16 protein-coding genes and 1 tRNA gene are annotated in these 16525 nt (G+C 43.8%); 8 read left to right on the top strand and 9 right to left on the bottom strand.

Annotated elements, in window-relative coordinates:
• Window positions 1-44: 44 nt before the first annotated feature.
• On the bottom strand, window positions 45-965 hold the full coding sequence (locus L5M37_RS17445) for a chemotaxis protein CheV (protein ID WP_028761211.1): 921 nt from the start codon (window positions 963-965) through the stop codon (window positions 45-47).
• A 205-nt stretch (window positions 966-1170) separates the two neighbouring features.
• Between L5M37_RS17445 and flgA the strand changes: the two genes are divergently transcribed.
• From flgA to L5M37_RS17430, 3 genes are all read left to right on the top strand, one after another.
• Window positions 1171-1878, top strand: a complete 708-nt coding sequence (gene flgA / locus L5M37_RS17440) for a flagellar basal body P-ring formation chaperone FlgA (protein ID WP_028761212.1) — start codon at window positions 1171-1173, stop codon at window positions 1876-1878.
• Between the two features lie 75 nt (window positions 1879-1953).
• On the top strand, window positions 1954-2277 hold the full coding sequence (gene flgM / locus L5M37_RS17435; protein WP_263201394.1) for a flagellar biosynthesis anti-sigma factor FlgM: 324 nt from the start codon (window positions 1954-1956) through the stop codon (window positions 2275-2277).
• Window positions 2278-2279: 2 nt separating this feature from the next.
• On the top strand, window positions 2280-2705 hold the full coding sequence (locus L5M37_RS17430; RefSeq protein ID WP_028761214.1) for a flagella synthesis protein FlgN: 426 nt from the start codon (window positions 2280-2282) through the stop codon (window positions 2703-2705).
• Window positions 2706-2847: 142 nt separating this feature from the next.
• Here L5M37_RS17430 and L5M37_RS17425 read toward each other — a convergent pair whose 3' ends face one another.
• Both L5M37_RS17425 and L5M37_RS17420 read right to left on the bottom strand, forming a co-directional pair.
• Window positions 2848-3297, bottom strand: a complete 450-nt coding sequence (locus tag L5M37_RS17425; RefSeq protein ID WP_006085649.1) for an LPP20 family lipoprotein — start codon at window positions 3295-3297, stop codon at window positions 2848-2850.
• Window positions 3294-3926: a FlgO family outer membrane protein gene (locus L5M37_RS17420; RefSeq protein ID WP_263201392.1), complete on the bottom strand. Its 633-nt coding sequence runs from the start codon at window positions 3924-3926 to the stop codon at window positions 3294-3296. The genes L5M37_RS17425 and L5M37_RS17420 overlap by 4 nt, the downstream gene beginning before the upstream one ends.
• A gap of 279 nt (window positions 3927-4205) precedes the next feature.
• Here L5M37_RS17420 and L5M37_RS17415 point away from each other — a divergent pair, with 279 nt between their 5' ends.
• From L5M37_RS17415 to L5M37_RS17400, 4 genes are all read left to right on the top strand, one after another.
• Window positions 4206-5372, top strand: a complete 1167-nt coding sequence (locus L5M37_RS17415; RefSeq protein ID WP_263201390.1) for a flagellar assembly protein FlgT — start codon at window positions 4206-4208, stop codon at window positions 5370-5372.
• 55 nt (window positions 5373-5427) lie between these two features.
• Window positions 5428-5503, top strand: a tRNA-Arg gene (locus L5M37_RS17410).
• A gap of 51 nt (window positions 5504-5554) precedes the next feature.
• Entirely contained in the window at window positions 5555-6844 is a 1290-nt protein-coding gene (locus tag L5M37_RS17405; protein WP_263201388.1) for a motility associated factor glycosyltransferase family protein, read from the top strand.
• Entirely contained in the window at window positions 6841-7137 is a 297-nt protein-coding gene (locus tag L5M37_RS17400; protein WP_263201386.1) for a hypothetical protein, read from the top strand. The genes L5M37_RS17405 and L5M37_RS17400 overlap by 4 nt, the downstream gene beginning before the upstream one ends.
• 384 nt (window positions 7138-7521) lie before the next feature.
• Here the strand turns inward: L5M37_RS17400 and L5M37_RS17395 are convergent, their stop codons facing one another.
• Genes L5M37_RS17395 through pseB form a run of 6 tightly spaced genes read right to left on the bottom strand, consistent with a single transcriptional unit; the run spans window position 7522 to window position 13561 of the window.
• Complete coding sequence (locus L5M37_RS17395; protein ID WP_263201384.1) at window positions 7522-8139, bottom strand: pseudaminic acid biosynthesis-associated methylase; 618 nt, start codon at window positions 8137-8139, stop codon at window positions 7522-7524.
• A 27-nt stretch (window positions 8140-8166) separates the two neighbouring features.
• Window positions 8167-9216 carry a pseudaminic acid synthase gene (gene pseI / locus L5M37_RS17390; protein WP_263201382.1) on the bottom strand — a complete coding sequence of 350 codons (1050 nt, stop codon included), beginning with the start codon at window positions 9214-9216 and terminating at the stop codon, window positions 8167-8169.
• Entirely contained in the window at window positions 9209-10732 is a 1524-nt protein-coding gene (gene pseG / locus L5M37_RS17385) for a UDP-2,4-diacetamido-2,4,6-trideoxy-beta-L-altropyranose hydrolase (RefSeq protein WP_263201431.1), read from the bottom strand. The genes pseI and pseG overlap by 8 nt, the downstream gene beginning before the upstream one ends.
• A 2-nt stretch (window positions 10733-10734) precedes the next feature.
• Window positions 10735-11433 carry a pseudaminic acid cytidylyltransferase gene (gene pseF, locus L5M37_RS17380; protein ID WP_263201381.1) on the bottom strand — a complete coding sequence of 233 codons (699 nt, stop codon included), beginning with the start codon at window positions 11431-11433 and terminating at the stop codon, window positions 10735-10737.
• Complete coding sequence (pseC, locus tag L5M37_RS17375) at window positions 11430-12569, bottom strand: UDP-4-amino-4,6-dideoxy-N-acetyl-beta-L-altrosamine transaminase (protein ID WP_263201379.1); 1140 nt, start codon at window positions 12567-12569, stop codon at window positions 11430-11432. Before pseC ends, pseF begins: the two co-directional genes overlap by 4 nt.
• Complete coding sequence (gene pseB, locus L5M37_RS17370; RefSeq protein ID WP_263201377.1) at window positions 12566-13561, bottom strand: UDP-N-acetylglucosamine 4,6-dehydratase (inverting); 996 nt, start codon at window positions 13559-13561, stop codon at window positions 12566-12568. Before pseB ends, pseC begins: the two co-directional genes overlap by 4 nt.
• A 420-nt stretch (window positions 13562-13981) precedes the next feature.
• On the opposite strand from pseB, the gene L5M37_RS17365 reads away from it, so the two are divergent.
• Entirely contained in the window at window positions 13982-16477 is a 2496-nt protein-coding gene (locus L5M37_RS17365; protein ID WP_263201375.1) for a 6-hydroxymethylpterin diphosphokinase MptE-like protein, read from the top strand.
• Window positions 16478-16525: the final 48 nt, after the last annotated feature.

Genomic DNA, 16525 nt, shown 5'->3' with positions numbered 1-16525 from the left:
CGAGATTATAGCGTAAAGCGTATCTAGGTACTAACCGACAGCAATTACAAACTTAAATGCTTATTCACAGCAGCGGCCAGTTCGTCAGGATTAAACTTAGCGATAAAGTCATTGGCCCCCACTTTTTGAACCATTGCCTGATTGAATACACCACTTAACGAAGTATGCAGTACCACTTTAATATGCTTAAGCTTAGGATCATCTCGGATTTCAGCTGTCAGGGTGTAGCCATCCATTTCAGGCATCTCAATATCAGAGATAATGAGGGGGATCTCATCGGCCACATTATCCATCTCTTTGGCGATCTCTTTAAGCTTGTCTAATGCTTCGCGACCATCTTTTGCGGTATCAATTTGTAAATTCAATGACTCGAGTGAACGAATAATTTGTTTACGCGCCACGGCAGAATCATCAATAACCATAATATGGTAATGCTGAGTTCTGTCGAGGGTCAGTTTTTCATTGGCTTCTTCACTGATAGCCGTTTTAACTGGTGAAATCTCATCTAAGATTTTTTCCACATCGAGAATTTCAACTAATTCACCTTCAATTTCAGTCACAGCTGTCAGATAAGAATAACGGCCAGCACCTTGCGGCGGAGGCATAATCGCTTCCCAATTCATGTTGATGATCCGCTCAACAGAACTGACCAAGAAGCCTTGAACACTGCGGTTATATTCAGAAATAATGATGAAACAGTTTTCAGTGCTCGCTAAAGGTTTTCCCCCTGTTGCCGCACTCAAATCAATCACTGAAATGGTTGTTCCACGAATATGAGCAACACCCTTCACATAAGGATTAAGTTTAGGCAAAGTGGTCAGTGGTGGACACTGCAGTACTTCTTTCACCTTAAACACGTTAATCCCAAACCGTTGACGACCGTTTAATTTAAAAAGCAGTAATTCTAAACGGTTTTGTCCAACGAGCTGGGTTCGTTTGTTGACTGAATCAAGAATACTCGACATAACTCTGCCTTGTTGTTCTGTTTATGTTCGGCCCTATAACTCAGTTGAGTATAGGCATATTAATTGCTTACGTCTTATCTATCGATAAACATAGTCGAAACTGAGTCAATCTTCTGACAGTGATGCAAATTATTATTACAGTGGTCAGCTTCGAACTTAATAAAAGTATAGGTGCATTCTGGCGTTACAAGCTAGTCTCTTCATTATGAAAGTAAATTTAGTCTGTTTTTTTAGTCTTTTCACCCTCTTCATGCCCGCTTTTGCGAGTGCAGAGCCTATTGTCCCCACCGTATCGGCAATCTCAGAATTAGCTAAAGCGCTTATTTCAGAAAAAATATCCGTTCCAGAAAATGCCAAAGTAAATATTTCGCCACAGATGGTTGACGCAAGAATGCTGCCGTCACAATGTTCGTCTCCAATGAAAGTTGAACTGGCTAGCGATAGGGAAATTAGCCGTAATAACACCTTAAAAGTCAGCTGCGATACACAAGACTTAGCTTACCCTTGGCAAATCTATATCTCGGTTCGGGTGGATATCTTATTCCCCGTTGTTGTCTCAACCGAAATCTTAGCACCAGGCGAACTCATCTCTCCTAGTCAAGTAGAAGTCCGTTACATTGAACAAAATAGCTTGAGAGGTGCCGAATTCGATGACCCGAGTAAATTGGCTGGCGTGCGAGTAAAACGACGAGTAGCAAAAGATAATCCCATATTAAGTAACAACTTATGCTTCGTTTGTAAAAATGATTCGGTATCTATCTACGTTCGTTCTGGCTCATTCGAGCTCAAAACAGTAGGCGAAGCCCTACAAGATGGCAATAAAGGTGATCGGATCAGAGTCAAAAATAGCAGTTCAAACAAAGAACTAGATGCTATAGTCACAGGCATTGGCGAAGTTGAAGTAAGAATGTAAAATAATCTAAAGCTTTTTTGTAAGCTGCCGATACCCCAGTTAAGAAATCCCGTACACACGACGCTGGAGCCTAAAATGGCAATTGATATTAGCAAACTCAACACTGCAACGACTGCGCAAGTTCGTTCAGGCGCAACGAAAACGAGCAGCGATCAATCTGCTCAAGTTTCTACAAAATCGACAACACCACAGAGAAGCGACTCAGTGGTCATTACGGCCCAGGCACAACAACTTCAAGGAGCTCAGACTAAAATGGCTAGCCTTCCTGAAGTTGATCAAAAGAAAGTAGCAGAAATCAAACAAGCTATTGCCGAAGGTCGCTATAAAATTGACCCTGAAAAGTTGGCTGCCAATATTGCAAGTTTTGAAGCCGAACTTAATGACTTAAATAAAGAGTAACTATGACTGAAATAGCTAAACTGGTAGATCTACAACACGCCCATTTGGCTGTTCTTAAGCAAATCATACTCAAGGAAAAAGGCGCTTTGGTTGACCAAAACGCCGATTTACTGCTTTCCCTTGCTAACGAAAAATCGCAATGTCTGAAAGAACTAAAGAATAATGATGATATTCTGGCAAAACACAGTGATAAATCGCTACTCACTCAGCAAGTCGAACTCGTGCATAAAATGGCTGAGATCAAAGACGCATTGACTGAATGCAAAGAATTAAACGAACAAAATGCCAGTTTAATTGAGATGAATTTAGCGAGTTTAAATCGCTTTGCTCAAGCTTTACAAGCCAGCAGAAACGCCTCCAGCCTCACCTATAACGATAAAGGCAAGACCTCGACTATCTCAAGTTTAGGCAATGATTTAAAGGCCTAAAAGGCGCATCAATTCCTACTCTGTATTTCCCGCTTCTAAGCTCTGCTCTGATTAAAGATTAGACTTTGATACTTGTGCAGAAAAAGAAAAGCCGCATAACTACTCGTATAGTACGCGGCTCAATAGAGTCATGTAGAAATGACTAGAAATACGTGACTTCTTTCACTCGCTGTGGACGACTCTGTTGTTGATACAGCGCCCATACCTGTGAAAAATCCAGTTCTAACTCAGTAACATAATGATCGCCTGCCGGATAACTCTTAACGACCCGCGCCCCACGGATCACGCCAGAAACCGACGCTTTAACATTATCGTCAGTCAACATCCAATCACTGACACTGCTGTTTGCCGTTATTTTCTGCCCATAAACTTGTTCTGCTAATTCACGATAGGCCACAATTTTTGATGCTTGCATGGCCATCAACACTCTTTGTGATTGCTCTTTAGCCGGTTGAGTCGCTAAGGGCGCATATCCTATGGCCGTTAACTTAGGAAAACTCGGCGGCGGCACATCTTCCCATTGCACATATCTATCTTTAGCCGCGCAGCCAGTTAGCATTAGCGCCGCAATAACTAAAAGGTAGCGTTTCATTTTCCATCTCCTAAAACACGCACTTCATTCATGCCTGGACTCGCCTGACGATATAAGATGCCATTTTGTGACACAATTTGCTCCGAAGGCTGCATGTAGTTTGCCAACTCTTTTTGAGTCACAAAAGTTTGAGAGGCCGATACCACACGATTGTTACTTATGTTCACAATCCGAGTATTGATCGCCATACCATTGGTAACTGGGCTCATAGTCGAAACGACAAGATGCTCAACGGGAAGATTTTTCGACAATTGTTGCCAATCTCGCGTCAAAATAAAATCCCCATTAGCCGTCACTCTTAAGCCATCAGCTAAATTTAAATCCACTACATTAAACTGAAAGCTATGGAGCGACGTCATTAATCCTTGCTGTAACTGCTGCGCCAACGCATTTATGCCATTCATGTCACCTACTAATACAGGGGTGGCGACGACAATTGGCTGATCAGAGCGCAGAGCATCATTTTGCTTAACGAGCTCTGTCACAATTCGCTGTGCTAAATGGTTGATCACTGCCGTTGGCGGCAACCCATTGCCATCCACTAAACTCGGCTTGGGCGGTGTAACCGATTTAGCCACGCATCCACCTAACATAATCAATGTTAAGGGAATAATCACACGCTTTAGCATTGGATTTACCTCATCTGTGGGTGTACTAGCAATTAAATCACTCACACTCTACGCGTCTCATTTTTGTGAGTAACAAAAGCCAGCAATCTTCGGACCAAAATTGCTCCAGCCCGACAATATTATGCTCATACGCTGTATATCGACTGAGCCAATGGAAACTTTATCGAAAACTCTCGTTACTCAGGCATGAAATTTGCTTTGTCGGTATATTAGATTAAGTGTCAGGAAACTGGCTCGATTAGCAAGCTCGCCAATAGCTTAGCGATAAGGATTGTATTGATGCACATACCAGGTTCAGCTTCGCTCATCATTTTGAGCCTTGCACTGCTGTCTTTGCCTACTCGGGCCGAATGGATAGAAGCCAGTGGTGAAGCGACTATTATCAATGGTAATACGGCTCAAGCAAGGGAAGAAGCGATTAATCAAGCCGTTAGCTATGCTACATTAAGCACGGGCATTCAAATATCCAGTGAACAACAAACCTCTAACGGAAACCTTACACAGAATAACTTCGCGATAAATCGCAACGCCCAAGCCATCAGCATCCAACTCGTTAGCGAACGAATCCAGGGAAACAAAATTTATGTGTCCCTACGACTCGATCTAAATGATGATCCTACGCAGCAGTGTCCAAATGGACAATTAAAGGCTGCAATTCTAATCCCTCAAGCACAAATCAAAGATCGTACTCAGCTCAGATACGGACAGCTTTCAGGCTTTGAAGAAGTGATCTCAGAAAAATTAGGCAGTGTTATAGAAGATTACTCTTCCACAGGTTTTAGCCACACTCACGCTAAAGAGCTACTCGACATTAAACAAGATCTAGTGGATATTCGCGGTTATCGACTCCCAAGCTGGCTCAGTGAAATTACCGACAGCCAATATATCCTCCAACCACAAATTATGGATATCTCAATTGAGCCAGTGCAGGCAACCTTCCTAGGATTTTGGGATGAAGCTCCACTCAGGCAATTCCAGTTCAAACTTAGCCTTTATCATGGGATCAGTGGCGAAGAAGTTTGGAGTAAAAGCTACAGCACATCGGCGCCATGGGAATTTGAAGAACAAGCCATTATTGCCCCGAATACAGACAGATTCTGGCGATCATCCTATGGCAAAAATATTACTAAGTTAATGCAACAGGCTACCCATGATTTAGACAGCACACTCAATTGCAGACCCTTACTCGGCCAAGTCGTGAGCCGCCAAGCGGACAGGATCATTTTAAATCTCGGCCGTAAACATGGCATTCGTGTCGGGGATAAATTCCAAGTCGTATTACAGCAAAATCTACCCGATCGACTCAATGAAATGCGCGCCGTCGCAACCAAAAGTCGAGCCACGGTAAAAATTGAACAAGTGAGTGAAGAAAGCTCAACAGCAGTACTTTTAGACCAAAATGCAGCCTACAATGTGCAGATAAACGACATAGCGCTTAAGATTTAAGCAACTAAATCATAAGCCTTTTAATCAGAGATAAAACCAGTATAATCACTGTCGTCTCTCTATAGCTCAACAGGATAGAGCAGCCGCCTCCTAAGCGGCCGATCGGGGTTCGAGTCCCTGTGGAGAGACCAGATAGTGACCTTGGTGATATCAAACTCCCAGAAATCTTCCGGAGAAACGGAATGACCGAGCTATTTGCGTCTAATCTCAATATTATCGTCAAGCGTTGGCCTATCGTAGCAGCTGCGCTCAAAAGCCAAACTATCAATGAATTAGATGCCCACCTTGTCAACGGTCGCAATCAAACTATCAGTGTCAATGGCATTCAACTCAGCAGCCGTCATGACCGCATCGCCGAAGCTAAACTATTTATTAATACCCTTCCGCCAGATACTCACCAAATAACAATTTATGGGGTTGGTATGGGTGATGTACCAACTCTGCTAATTGAAAATCCACACTATACTAACATTCAGGTATGCATTTTAAATTTGTCAGTATTCGCGTTACTACTTTGTTATACTGACCAGCGGGAGTGGCTAAGCCATCCGAATGTGACTTTACACGAACAAGCAGGAAAAGCACTGAATATACCATACATTGCAATAACTCCTGAACTCAATTTAGTCAGCAATGAAAATGCAATTATTCGCGATTTGATCGTCTTTGAACTAAATCGTCATTATGCTAATCAAAAACATCTAAACAGTGATCAAGTTGAATCTCGATTTAAGGCCAATATAAAAAATATAGAAAATGATCCAAGTGCAGATTTGTTAATAAAACAATATAACAAGCCTCAGTGCTTCATCATAGCCTCAGGCCCAACCCTTGAAGAACATTACGATTACCTCTTTAAACAACGACTGTTGCCTGAAAGCATAAGACCATTAATGATTGCAGCAGACACCGCATTAATAGGGTTAGTAAGTCATGGTATCTATCCCGACATAGTGATCAGTATAGATATTAATATTAACCGAGACCATTTAGCCATAGAAGCTACAGATAATATATCATTAGTATACTTTCCTACATTGGCGCCTGAAGTAATAAAACAATGGAAAGGGAAAAAATATTGTGCTTACTCAAAGCATAAACAATACGACGCTTTGGCTAATTGCCACTCTAAACTTCGTTTATATGCTAATGGTAGTGTTATTCATCCAATTATAGATTTAGCAGTTTATTTAGGCGCTTATGAAATATCAATGTTTGGCTGTGATTTTTGCTATGCAAAAAATAAAACTCATGCATTTTGGCCAGATGGTTCATTAGGACCAAAAATAAATAATGCAAAACATTGGGTCTTGAATGGAAGAGGAAAAAGAGTACCTACAGACTTGAATTTTAGAGGTTATCTACGTAGTTTAGAACTTTATATTAGCACCAAGCCAAATGTAAGGTTTTATCAATCCAGTCTTGAAGGTGCGCAGATTCAAGGGACACAGTTTAAGGACTTTAATCAATGAATTATGAACTAAGATTACAAGAGCTAACCGATCAATTAATTAACACTGCATATCATTTCAGGCTAGGGCAGGAAGCTGATGGCTCAAAAAAACTAAGAGAATGTTTAAATATAATTGAACCAATGATTGAAACATTAGATGCGGATATTAAAAGTAAAATATTAAAAATAATTCCTCCAATGCTAACAGCCCAAGAAAATCATGACTGGTTAGCACTAGCAGACTTTCTTGAATATGAAATACCCATTTTATTACGTATGCGCGCGGCAGGGTCAGATCGTGAACGTTTTTAACCAAAATCACGTGCAGTTTGACGATCACATTTAACAATGAAAATGTACTCCCTTTTCCGGGAGAGCACCATGCAAATTGATTCACTTCAAAGAGCACTTTCAAATCTACTCTGGTTTAGCGGACGCTTACATACAAAGAAGTCATGTTAACAGACTAACATAACACTGCAGGGATATAGCACCCAGGCACCCTATATTATTCACTCAGATTCACGTTAGCGTTTAGTGCGACGAGCATATTAGCACTGTAGCCTTCTGGGATGCATTTTTTGAGTTCTAGTGTCGTACTTATCAGAGGGCAATGTCGCATGATGGACGATGAGAAACATATGGCGCACCAGTAGCCTCCCTGCCAGAGCCCTTCCTTAGAATCCTGCCCCTTCGTTAACGCTTTTCTAGCAGGAACCAGGTCATGTCGTCCTGAGGGAAATTGTTATCCCTGTGATACATAAATCCATAATCAACAAGCTGCAAGTCAGGATATTTGTCCAACATGTCGCCGGCGAAATCTCGCTTGAATAACTTGTCGAGATGCCCTCGGTAAGGTACTTCCACTGGGGTTGGGTTGTAGTATTCAGCGATGCAGATATAGCGATGACTGGTATGATAAAGTTTGTCGTAGACACCCGCGAGTTCATCAGGATTGATATGGATCAGCACTCCCTTTATCAGAACTAGATCATGTGTCACCGAGGGGATGAAGTCCAGAATTGACGAATGATAAACGGTTAAGTCAGGCAATCTTTTCAGGCTAGTGACCGCATTTTCATTGATTTCAATTGCCGACATTTTTACCGAGGGCAATATTGACGCTAATGCGGCGATGTTCATACCAATATTGGCACCAAACTCGATAAAGCTGTCTATATTTTTAGTGTGCTGCAAGACTTTTACGAAGAAGGCAGCATTAGCTGCCACGACGTGCGGTCCTTGGTTACGCTTGAGATATTCGTCCCCAAACTCCCCAGCCCAAAAACTTTCCTGTTCCGTTTTATAAGTCACAATATTCTCCCAAATAGGCTGTTGAAGTTATTCTATCAAGTCGAAGCATAAGGCTGTTCCCTTGATAAGGTCACACTTGACTTTACGTCCTAGGACAGCTTCATAATGCTTAGGTGCTAGGCCGAAGCCTGGGCGAATACTCCTGACATTTTCTGTCGTCAGGGGCTGACCTTTAGCTATGTCTCTGACCACATATAAGGAGCGCCGAAATTGTAAATTCACTTGCTCGGCCGTAGTCGGTGCATAATTCACCTGCCCCAGCGCCGACCAGGCTAATTTACTGTCATGGCACAGCTGCCTAAGCTCTGCAGGTTCGAGGGAGAAACTGTCATCCGGCCCACCACCCAGCCTATCCAGCGTCACGTGTTTCTCGATGATGCTTGCCCCCAGACTTGTTGCGGCAATTGCGGTGACATTGCTTAGGGTATGATCGGATAACCCGGTAACCAGATTGAATCTTTTTTTCATATCGACTAGGGTCACAAGATTATAATCTTCGGCCGATGCAGGATAGGAGCTGACACAATGCAAGAGCGCCAACTCCCTGCAGCCACCGCTTCTTGCGGCATCTATAGCTTCGGAGATCTCTTGTATACTCGCCATTCCGGTCGAGATAATCAGCGGTTTTCCTGTGCTGGCAACATATTTAATCAACGGGATATCGATAGCTTCGAAAGAAGCAACTTTATAGGCTGGGGCATTAAGGTCTTCCAACAGGTCAACGGCAGTAAAATCAAACGGTGAACTAAAGAGGGTGATTTCAAGTTGACGAGCATATTCGAATAAAGATTTATGCCAATCCCAAGGAGTATGTGCCCATTCATAGAGTTGATATAGGGTCTTACCATCCCATAAGCCGCCATGGATTTGAAAATCTTCATGGCTGGAATCCAGAGTTATAGTGTCAGGCCGGTATGTCTGCATCTTGACAGCATCGGCACCGGATAATTTGGCTTGAGAAATAATCTCAAACGCGGTTTGGATATCACCATTATGGTTTGCCGACAATTCGGCAATAATATAGGGAGGTTGCCCCTCGCCTATCAACCGACCATCAATAGAAATCACGTTATTCATTCGTTGCCTCTGAAGGATATTGAAGCCATTGTGTATTATCTACCTGAACATAACCCATACTATTGAAAAGCGATTGTGAAGCTAGGTTTTCTGGTAACACAGTGGCACTTATGGTGATAGTTCTAAAGATGCGCCTGATTAATTCAAGGGCTGCTTTAGCCACACCTTGGCGATAATAGCCCGAACCCGTTACTATGGATATCTGATACCAGCCTGATTCTGTCATGGGATCGATACGCACCATTCCCACATCGTTATTTTGGCGACGGATCATAAATAAAAAACTTCTTGGATCCATTACCATTTTTCTCAACCACTCACAGTGTTCTTCCCATGAGGGGACAGATGGGTTCAATGCATAACGCCGAGTCGCCGCTGCTTGTTGCCAGTCAAACAGACGTGCACAATCTTGCCAACTGACTCGTTTTAGGTATAGCTCTAGGCCCTTAGCATCGCATACGCTAAACAAACTTAGTGCGACGCGACTCGCACCAATACCATCGACAAGCTCACCAGCCTTTTGCGCCATGGCCAAATAATTCGCTTCACAGACCCCAATGGCATTACTCAAACATGCCGCAGTCAAAGTATTAGGCTCGCCCAGTGATATTGCAGCCCCATTCTCAGCCAACCTGGCAGCTATGGAGACTTGATTGTCGGCTAAAGTAATGTTCAAGCCTGGCAGATATAACACGCAACGTTCCCACGCACTGCAACCTGCCGCACCAATCGCGAGATCGCTGCTCACCATTAACTCGGCCATGTCAGTCACAGAAGTATACAGTCGGCATTGAAACCTAGATTTTTGCGTGGCCAATTGCAACGATGCTAAATGAGGGTTATTGGGACCTGCGACCACATGCAGTATTGTGGTGTCAGCTAGGCTAGTTGCTGCTAATAACCTTATAACTCTCTCAGTAATATTGTCATTATCTGTGCCACCCAAACTTAACAGAATCGATTGTATCCTGACATGCTTGATACGGCGGCTTAAGGCTTGCACTCTGGCCGCGATAAATTCATCCCGTAATAAGCTAAAATCAGTACCCAATAAGAGCTTTGTATGACCAGATATAAGGGGTGAATAATCTTGTACGATACGGCCATAAGTTTGATCCAGCAGGCGATCACTATCATAGAAGCGGTTGGCTAAATCATCTATCACCATCAAGCGATATGCCGCGCTTTTGAGGGTTTTGTGCCAACGGCCATCGAGTTGGTAATGATCAACAATTAACCAGTCTATTTTTAATGTCGAGATGATCTGCGCCGTTAATTGTGCATCCTCCTGCCAGCTTCTGCCCAATTTAAAATCTGGCGTTTGGGTATAATTGACCATAGGAAGGACGTGTACTTGATATCCTTTCGCAGCGATAAAATCAATAAGATTTCCGGCATGTGCGGTACATACAAATAGGGTCTGACATCCATATTCCGTCAGCTTTGCCGCCAAGGTTAAACAGCGATAGACATGGCCACAACCAATCAGCAGGGACGCATCCACTCTAAATAGCACTCTCAAGACGCACACCTATTCCTATAAAACTCAAATAGGTCTTCAGCCAAACGCCAATCTTCCGGAGTATCTATGTCAACCACGCTGCCTTTGGGTAAAATCATGCCACTGGCTTCATTGCAATAAATCGGCTTTGACGCCAGAAAAGCAGTGACTTTCCCCCAGTAAAATTGGCCGACATCGTAATAGGCCAAGGTAAGATCCTGACTGCGGCTGTTGAGATTTTCAGGCGAAAACATTGAGACTTTCTGAAATTTATCCAAGCTAATTGCTCGCTGTATGACTGAGGGAAACTCACAGACAGGAAACAAATAGTCGGCTTGATGCGCTTCCATCTGCAGCAACCCTTCCTTGAGCTGAGGACCAGTAACAAACGGAGCCGTTGCGTAAATACAGCAACACTTGTCATATGCATGCCCCTGGGAGATCAAGGTTTCCAAGCCATGCTTAATCACCATCAAAGTTGTGGCGTAATCATCGGCAATCTCGCTCGGGCGCATGAACGGCACTTCGGCACCATATTCTCTGGCAATAAGAGCTATCTCTTCACTGTCTGTCGAGACTATGACACGGTCAAAACAACCACAGCTTATTGCAGCTTGGATCGAATAGGCTATGATGGGCTTACCATTGAAAAGTTTGATATTCTTTCCCAGGATCCTTTTACTGCCACCTCTTGCAGGGATAATGGCAACATTCATACGAGCAAGCCCCTCAATGTCTCTATAATAAAATCCTGTGCTTCAAGACTTAAATCAGGAAACAGCGGCAGAGTTAAACAATGTTGATAATAATACTCGGCATGCGGTAAGTCGTACTCCGCAAAACCAAGCTTTAAATAATAAGGCTGTAGGTGAACGGGGAAATAATGCACATGAACCCAGATATCAGCGGCTCTCATTGCATTGAAAATGGACTTTCGGTCTATATCATCCGGCAACAGCACTATCATCAGGTGATATGCGCTGTGACTGTTTCCCAGCGGAGCAACAGATTGTATTCCAAGACTCGTAAATGCATCGGTATAACGCTTCACGAGGGTATTACGCTGGGCTACAAAAGTCTCTAAACGCTTGATCTGAGTATTGCCCAGAGCGGCCTGCAACTCTGTCATTCGATAGTTAAAGCCAAGGGTATGTTGTTCATAATACCAATCACCTTCCTGAGGTCTTAGCATTTCCTCTGAATGCCTGATAATGCCATGACTACGAAACTGCGCCATCGCCTCGGCCAACAAGGCTTGGTTGGTGGTGGCGACGCCTCCCTCTGCCGTGGTAATGATTTTGACCGGGTGAAAGCTGAAAACCGTGATATCCGAATACTGACAGGCACCAATCTTTTGTCCCTGATAGCTTCCGCCAATGGCATGGGAGGCATCTTCTATCAGTTTTATTCCATACTGCTCGGCCAAGGCTGCAATCGCTTGCATATCACAACTGTGACCAGCCAGATGTACAGGAATGATAACCTTAGGAAAACGCGATGCCTGGCGCAATTTACTTGCTAAGGCTAGGGGACACATATTTCCAGTAACAGGGTCGACGTCAACAAAATCAATATCGGCACCACAATATAAGGCACAATTTGCCGACGCCACAAAAGTAATCGGCGAAGTCCATACCAAGTCTCCGGGGCCAACCGCTAAGGCGAGACAGGCAATATGTAAGGCAGAAGTCGCACTGTTGACTGCCACTGAAAATGCAGCCCCAGTATAGTCACAGATAGCTTTTTCGAATTCGGGAACCTTGGGGCCCTGGGTCAAAAAATCAGACTTGAGTACCTCTATAACTGAGGCAATATCGTCGCTATTAATGTCCTGCCGACCATATGGGATCATGCTAAAGCATCCATTTCAAGAATCTCTTCTACACTCAAAAAATGGTTATTATTTCCTGAATTATATTCAAAACCAGCCGCTACCAACTTGCCTTTCTCACCAACAGTATTAATGGCAAAATCAGTCTCACGTCCAAAGAATTTAATGCTTGGAGTAATCACATAATGATCATCAAACTCCAAAGTGTGGTGCGAGTCATCACTAGGGCACATGATCTCATGCATCTTTTCCCCTGGGCGAACACCGACAATTTCCTTTTTTAAATAAGGGGCATAAGCTTCCGCCAGTTCAGTTATCCTTACTGATGGAATTTTAGGTACAAAAATTTCCCCCCCTTGCATACGCTCAAAATTTTTGAGAACAAAATCTACACCATCCTGCAAGGAAATCCAAAAACGAGTCATATCTTGATGAGTGATAGGTAACGCATCAGCCCCATTAGCGATGAGTTGCTTAAAAAAGGGCACTACAGAGCCGCGAGAACCCACCACGTTACCATAACGAACGGCAGCAAAACGTGTTTTACCCGAGCCAACAATATTATTCGCCGCAACAAAAAGTTTATCTGATGCCAACTTTGTCGCGCCATAAAGGTTGATAGGATTTGCAGCTTTGTCTGTCGATAAAGCAATCACTTTAGAGACATTATTGGATATTGCTGCACGGATAACATTTTCAGCACCGTATATGTTTGTCTTGATACATTCCATCGGATTGTATTCAGCGGCAGGAACTTGCTTTAGCGCTGCTGCATGGATGACGAAATCAACATCTTTAAAAGCTTGGTTTAACCTATCGCTATCACGAACATCACCAATAAAGTAACGCATGCATGGCGCATGATAAATCTGCTGCATTTCGTACTGCTTAAGCTCATCGCGAGATAGAATAATCAAGCGCTTAGGCTTATATTTGGCTAATATCGTTTTAGTGTATTTTTGCCCAAATGACCCTGTGCCACCCGTTATCAATATAGTCTTATCATTAAACATATTCGCTCCAAAATATCTGTACATGATAGATGACAAAAGAAACTTTTAATAATTCATGGTATTACTAAAAGCATAACCTGCCCAGAATAAATATCCAATTGTAGCAAGCATTTCGGACTTCGTCGGCGTCAAATTATTGCCGCTTGTCTATTACACTAAATTCAAAAATGCAAATATGAGGCCACAATGAAAATATCTTTCTATAGCCGGGCCGATAGGCCTGAAAGCTTTACCCCTGACGAGCCTCATGCAATATTTTTTGGCTTAAAATTTGCTTTAATTTTCATCTCATTGTTATTCTCACATCAAGCAGAAATCTTCGTCTGTGATAGCATTGGCCTGCCGGGTGTCTGCAGGGTACGAATATTGTAGCTTGCGCGGCGCAAGCACAATGAACAGACAAGGCGTATAGAGGAAAACATGACAAAACAGCAAATCAATCCAGTGTTCAACGTCAGTCAGTTTGATGAAGTCTACCTGCCGTCAATAAACAGACAAACCTTTGAAAAAATCGACTCTGCGACACTTTATAGAGCAAAGCTGAAAGACTTGATGGAAATAAAGCAGCATCTATTTATCATCATTGGCCTCGATTCTGGCCTGTTGGCCAATTATCTGCTCGATGCCAGCCTCCCTTCCGGAAGCAAATACATCTTCGTAGAATTGGATGCCGTGCTGGAACTGCTCGACATAGACATACCAGAACATTTGTCAAACAAGATACAAGTGATGTCCTTCGACGAATTCAAGGAGCGCATCACAATCGATAACAACGAAATATATATAACAAAAGACGCGATAAGTCTGCATAAATCTTTCGGTGCCAAGTATGCCTTTCAAGAAGAATATCTGCTGCTGAATGCCGAAGTCGACAAACTGATCCAGCATGAAACCTTCAATCAAAAGATTGGTTTTACTCAAAAAATATTCTTCAAGCGACAGCTGCAAAATCTCGCGGAAGATTATCACCCCGCTTCCCTGTTACGAAATCAATTTATAGGACAGCGATGTATCGTCCTGGCTGGTGGCCCTTCCCTGGATGAAAATATTGACTGGATAAAAGCACATCAAGGGCAACTGTTCATCTTTGCAGTATCAAGACTGAGTACTCTGTTGATAGAAAAAGGCATTACGCCCCACATAGTGATCTCAGTAGACCCCCAGCAAATGAATATGGATGTTAGCAAGGATATGCTGCGTCTGACAGCTAAGACTATTTTTGTCAATTCTAACCATGTCACCCCAAGCCTCATCAGCCAATGGCGCCACAAGAGTGTTTACCTTGGTTCAAGATACCCTTGGGGGGATGAGGAAAAAGAGCAAAATATCGAAACTATAGGGCCAACTGTGACCAACGCAGCTATTCATCTGGCCGTCGAAATGGGTTTTACTGAAATCCTGCTGTCCGGAGTGGATTTTTGTTACTCGAGTTCGGGTTACAGTCACACCCAGAGCAGTATCGAGGCCCAAATTGGCCCCAGTCTCAGCACCCTAGGCGAATGGGTCGAAACCTATGCTGGACAGCAGGCTGAAACCCCCATTCAACTGCTGCACGCCATGCATTCTTTGGCAGAACAAGCCAAAAACGTATCTGTTTGCCATATCTACAACCTCTCCCTTAATGCAGCTAAGATTGATGGCATAAACTACCGAAACTGTGACAGCTTCGACTTTCAGCCTCAATCCCAGTGTGCATTCGACACATTGCACAAGCTGATCCCGGATGCTGACAGCGAGACTCTCACACGAGACTTAACCCTCTGCAGCAGAACTATCGCGGCAACAAAAAAGCAGTTCAACGCCATCACCAGACTAGCTAGGGAAGCCGAAGACACCAACCGGAAACTCAAACAGTCCAATGCCAAACCCGAGTTACAGCAAACACAGGCTAACAGGCTCAGGCAGCGCATGGAGACCATAGAAAAAAACATCAACGACAAATATCCTAAACTGGCCAAGTTTATCAAATTTTTCGGTTATGCCGAATTCTCCAGATTTCTCAACCCTGCTAGCACGGACGAATGGGACATTGACACAATATTGTCGATGACAGCTATCTACTACCAGGCCCTCGCAGCCAACAGTGAGTATTTATCTACCCTGTGCACAGAATGTGACTACCTGCTGGCGTCAAGACTCTCTGAACTGAAAATACCGCCGCCTGTATCGGCCCTGAAAACCTTTTGGCTGCAAAACCTCGAACCCGGTCGGGTGCTAGTGTGGCAGGACAGGAATCCCTTTACCAAGGCGAGTCTCCCCCCCGTGGACGCGGCGGCAATCGCTTACCTGGAGCAGGCCTTCGAACAAAGTATGTTACAGGAAGGCACAGACATTACGAATGTGGCTAAAAGGGCTAACTCTTTAACAGGGGTACAGCAAAAACTGGTGCTACTGTACCGTCATAAGAACCGGGCCGCACTGGCGCAGACAGTTAACTTGATCAAGCATCTGATCAATCAGGATAGAGAAGCCGAGCGACTCTACTACCTAGGACAGAATTACCTCCATCAGATCGACAACCGGATGGATGCCGCCCTCAATAGCCTACTGTCGATTGCCGAAGACAGCCGCACTGAGACTGAGTTGCGGGAAATAGTGATCCTGTCACTGTCACTGCAGAGACTGGATCTCGCGTCCGAGATGCTGAATAAAATATTGGCCTATAGCGATGAATATGCCCCCCAATACGCTCAGTTACTTAAGCTGCAACGTCAGTGGCAAGGCGCGATCAACGTCTATCTAGACTATTTGGAAAAATACCCCGGCGATGTGCCCACCTGGTTGAAGCTGGGCCAGCTCATGATGGAGTTGAATGAGCGTGACGCTGCGATCACATCCTTCAGCAATGCACTGCAACAGCAACCCGACAACCCCATAGCAGCACACTATCTCACGCAGCTAAGCAGCAAGGACTGACATACCACGGTAATTCCCGTCTGGGAGTGGGAGAAAAGTCCTGTTCCT

This window comes from Shewanella sp. SM69 (assembly GCF_025653985.1).
In the GTDB taxonomy this organism is placed as follows: domain Bacteria; phylum Pseudomonadota; class Gammaproteobacteria; order Enterobacterales; family Shewanellaceae; genus Shewanella; species Shewanella oncorhynchi.
Note: the sequence above shows the minus strand (reverse complement) of the source record. Positions and strands in the feature narration are given on the sequence as shown.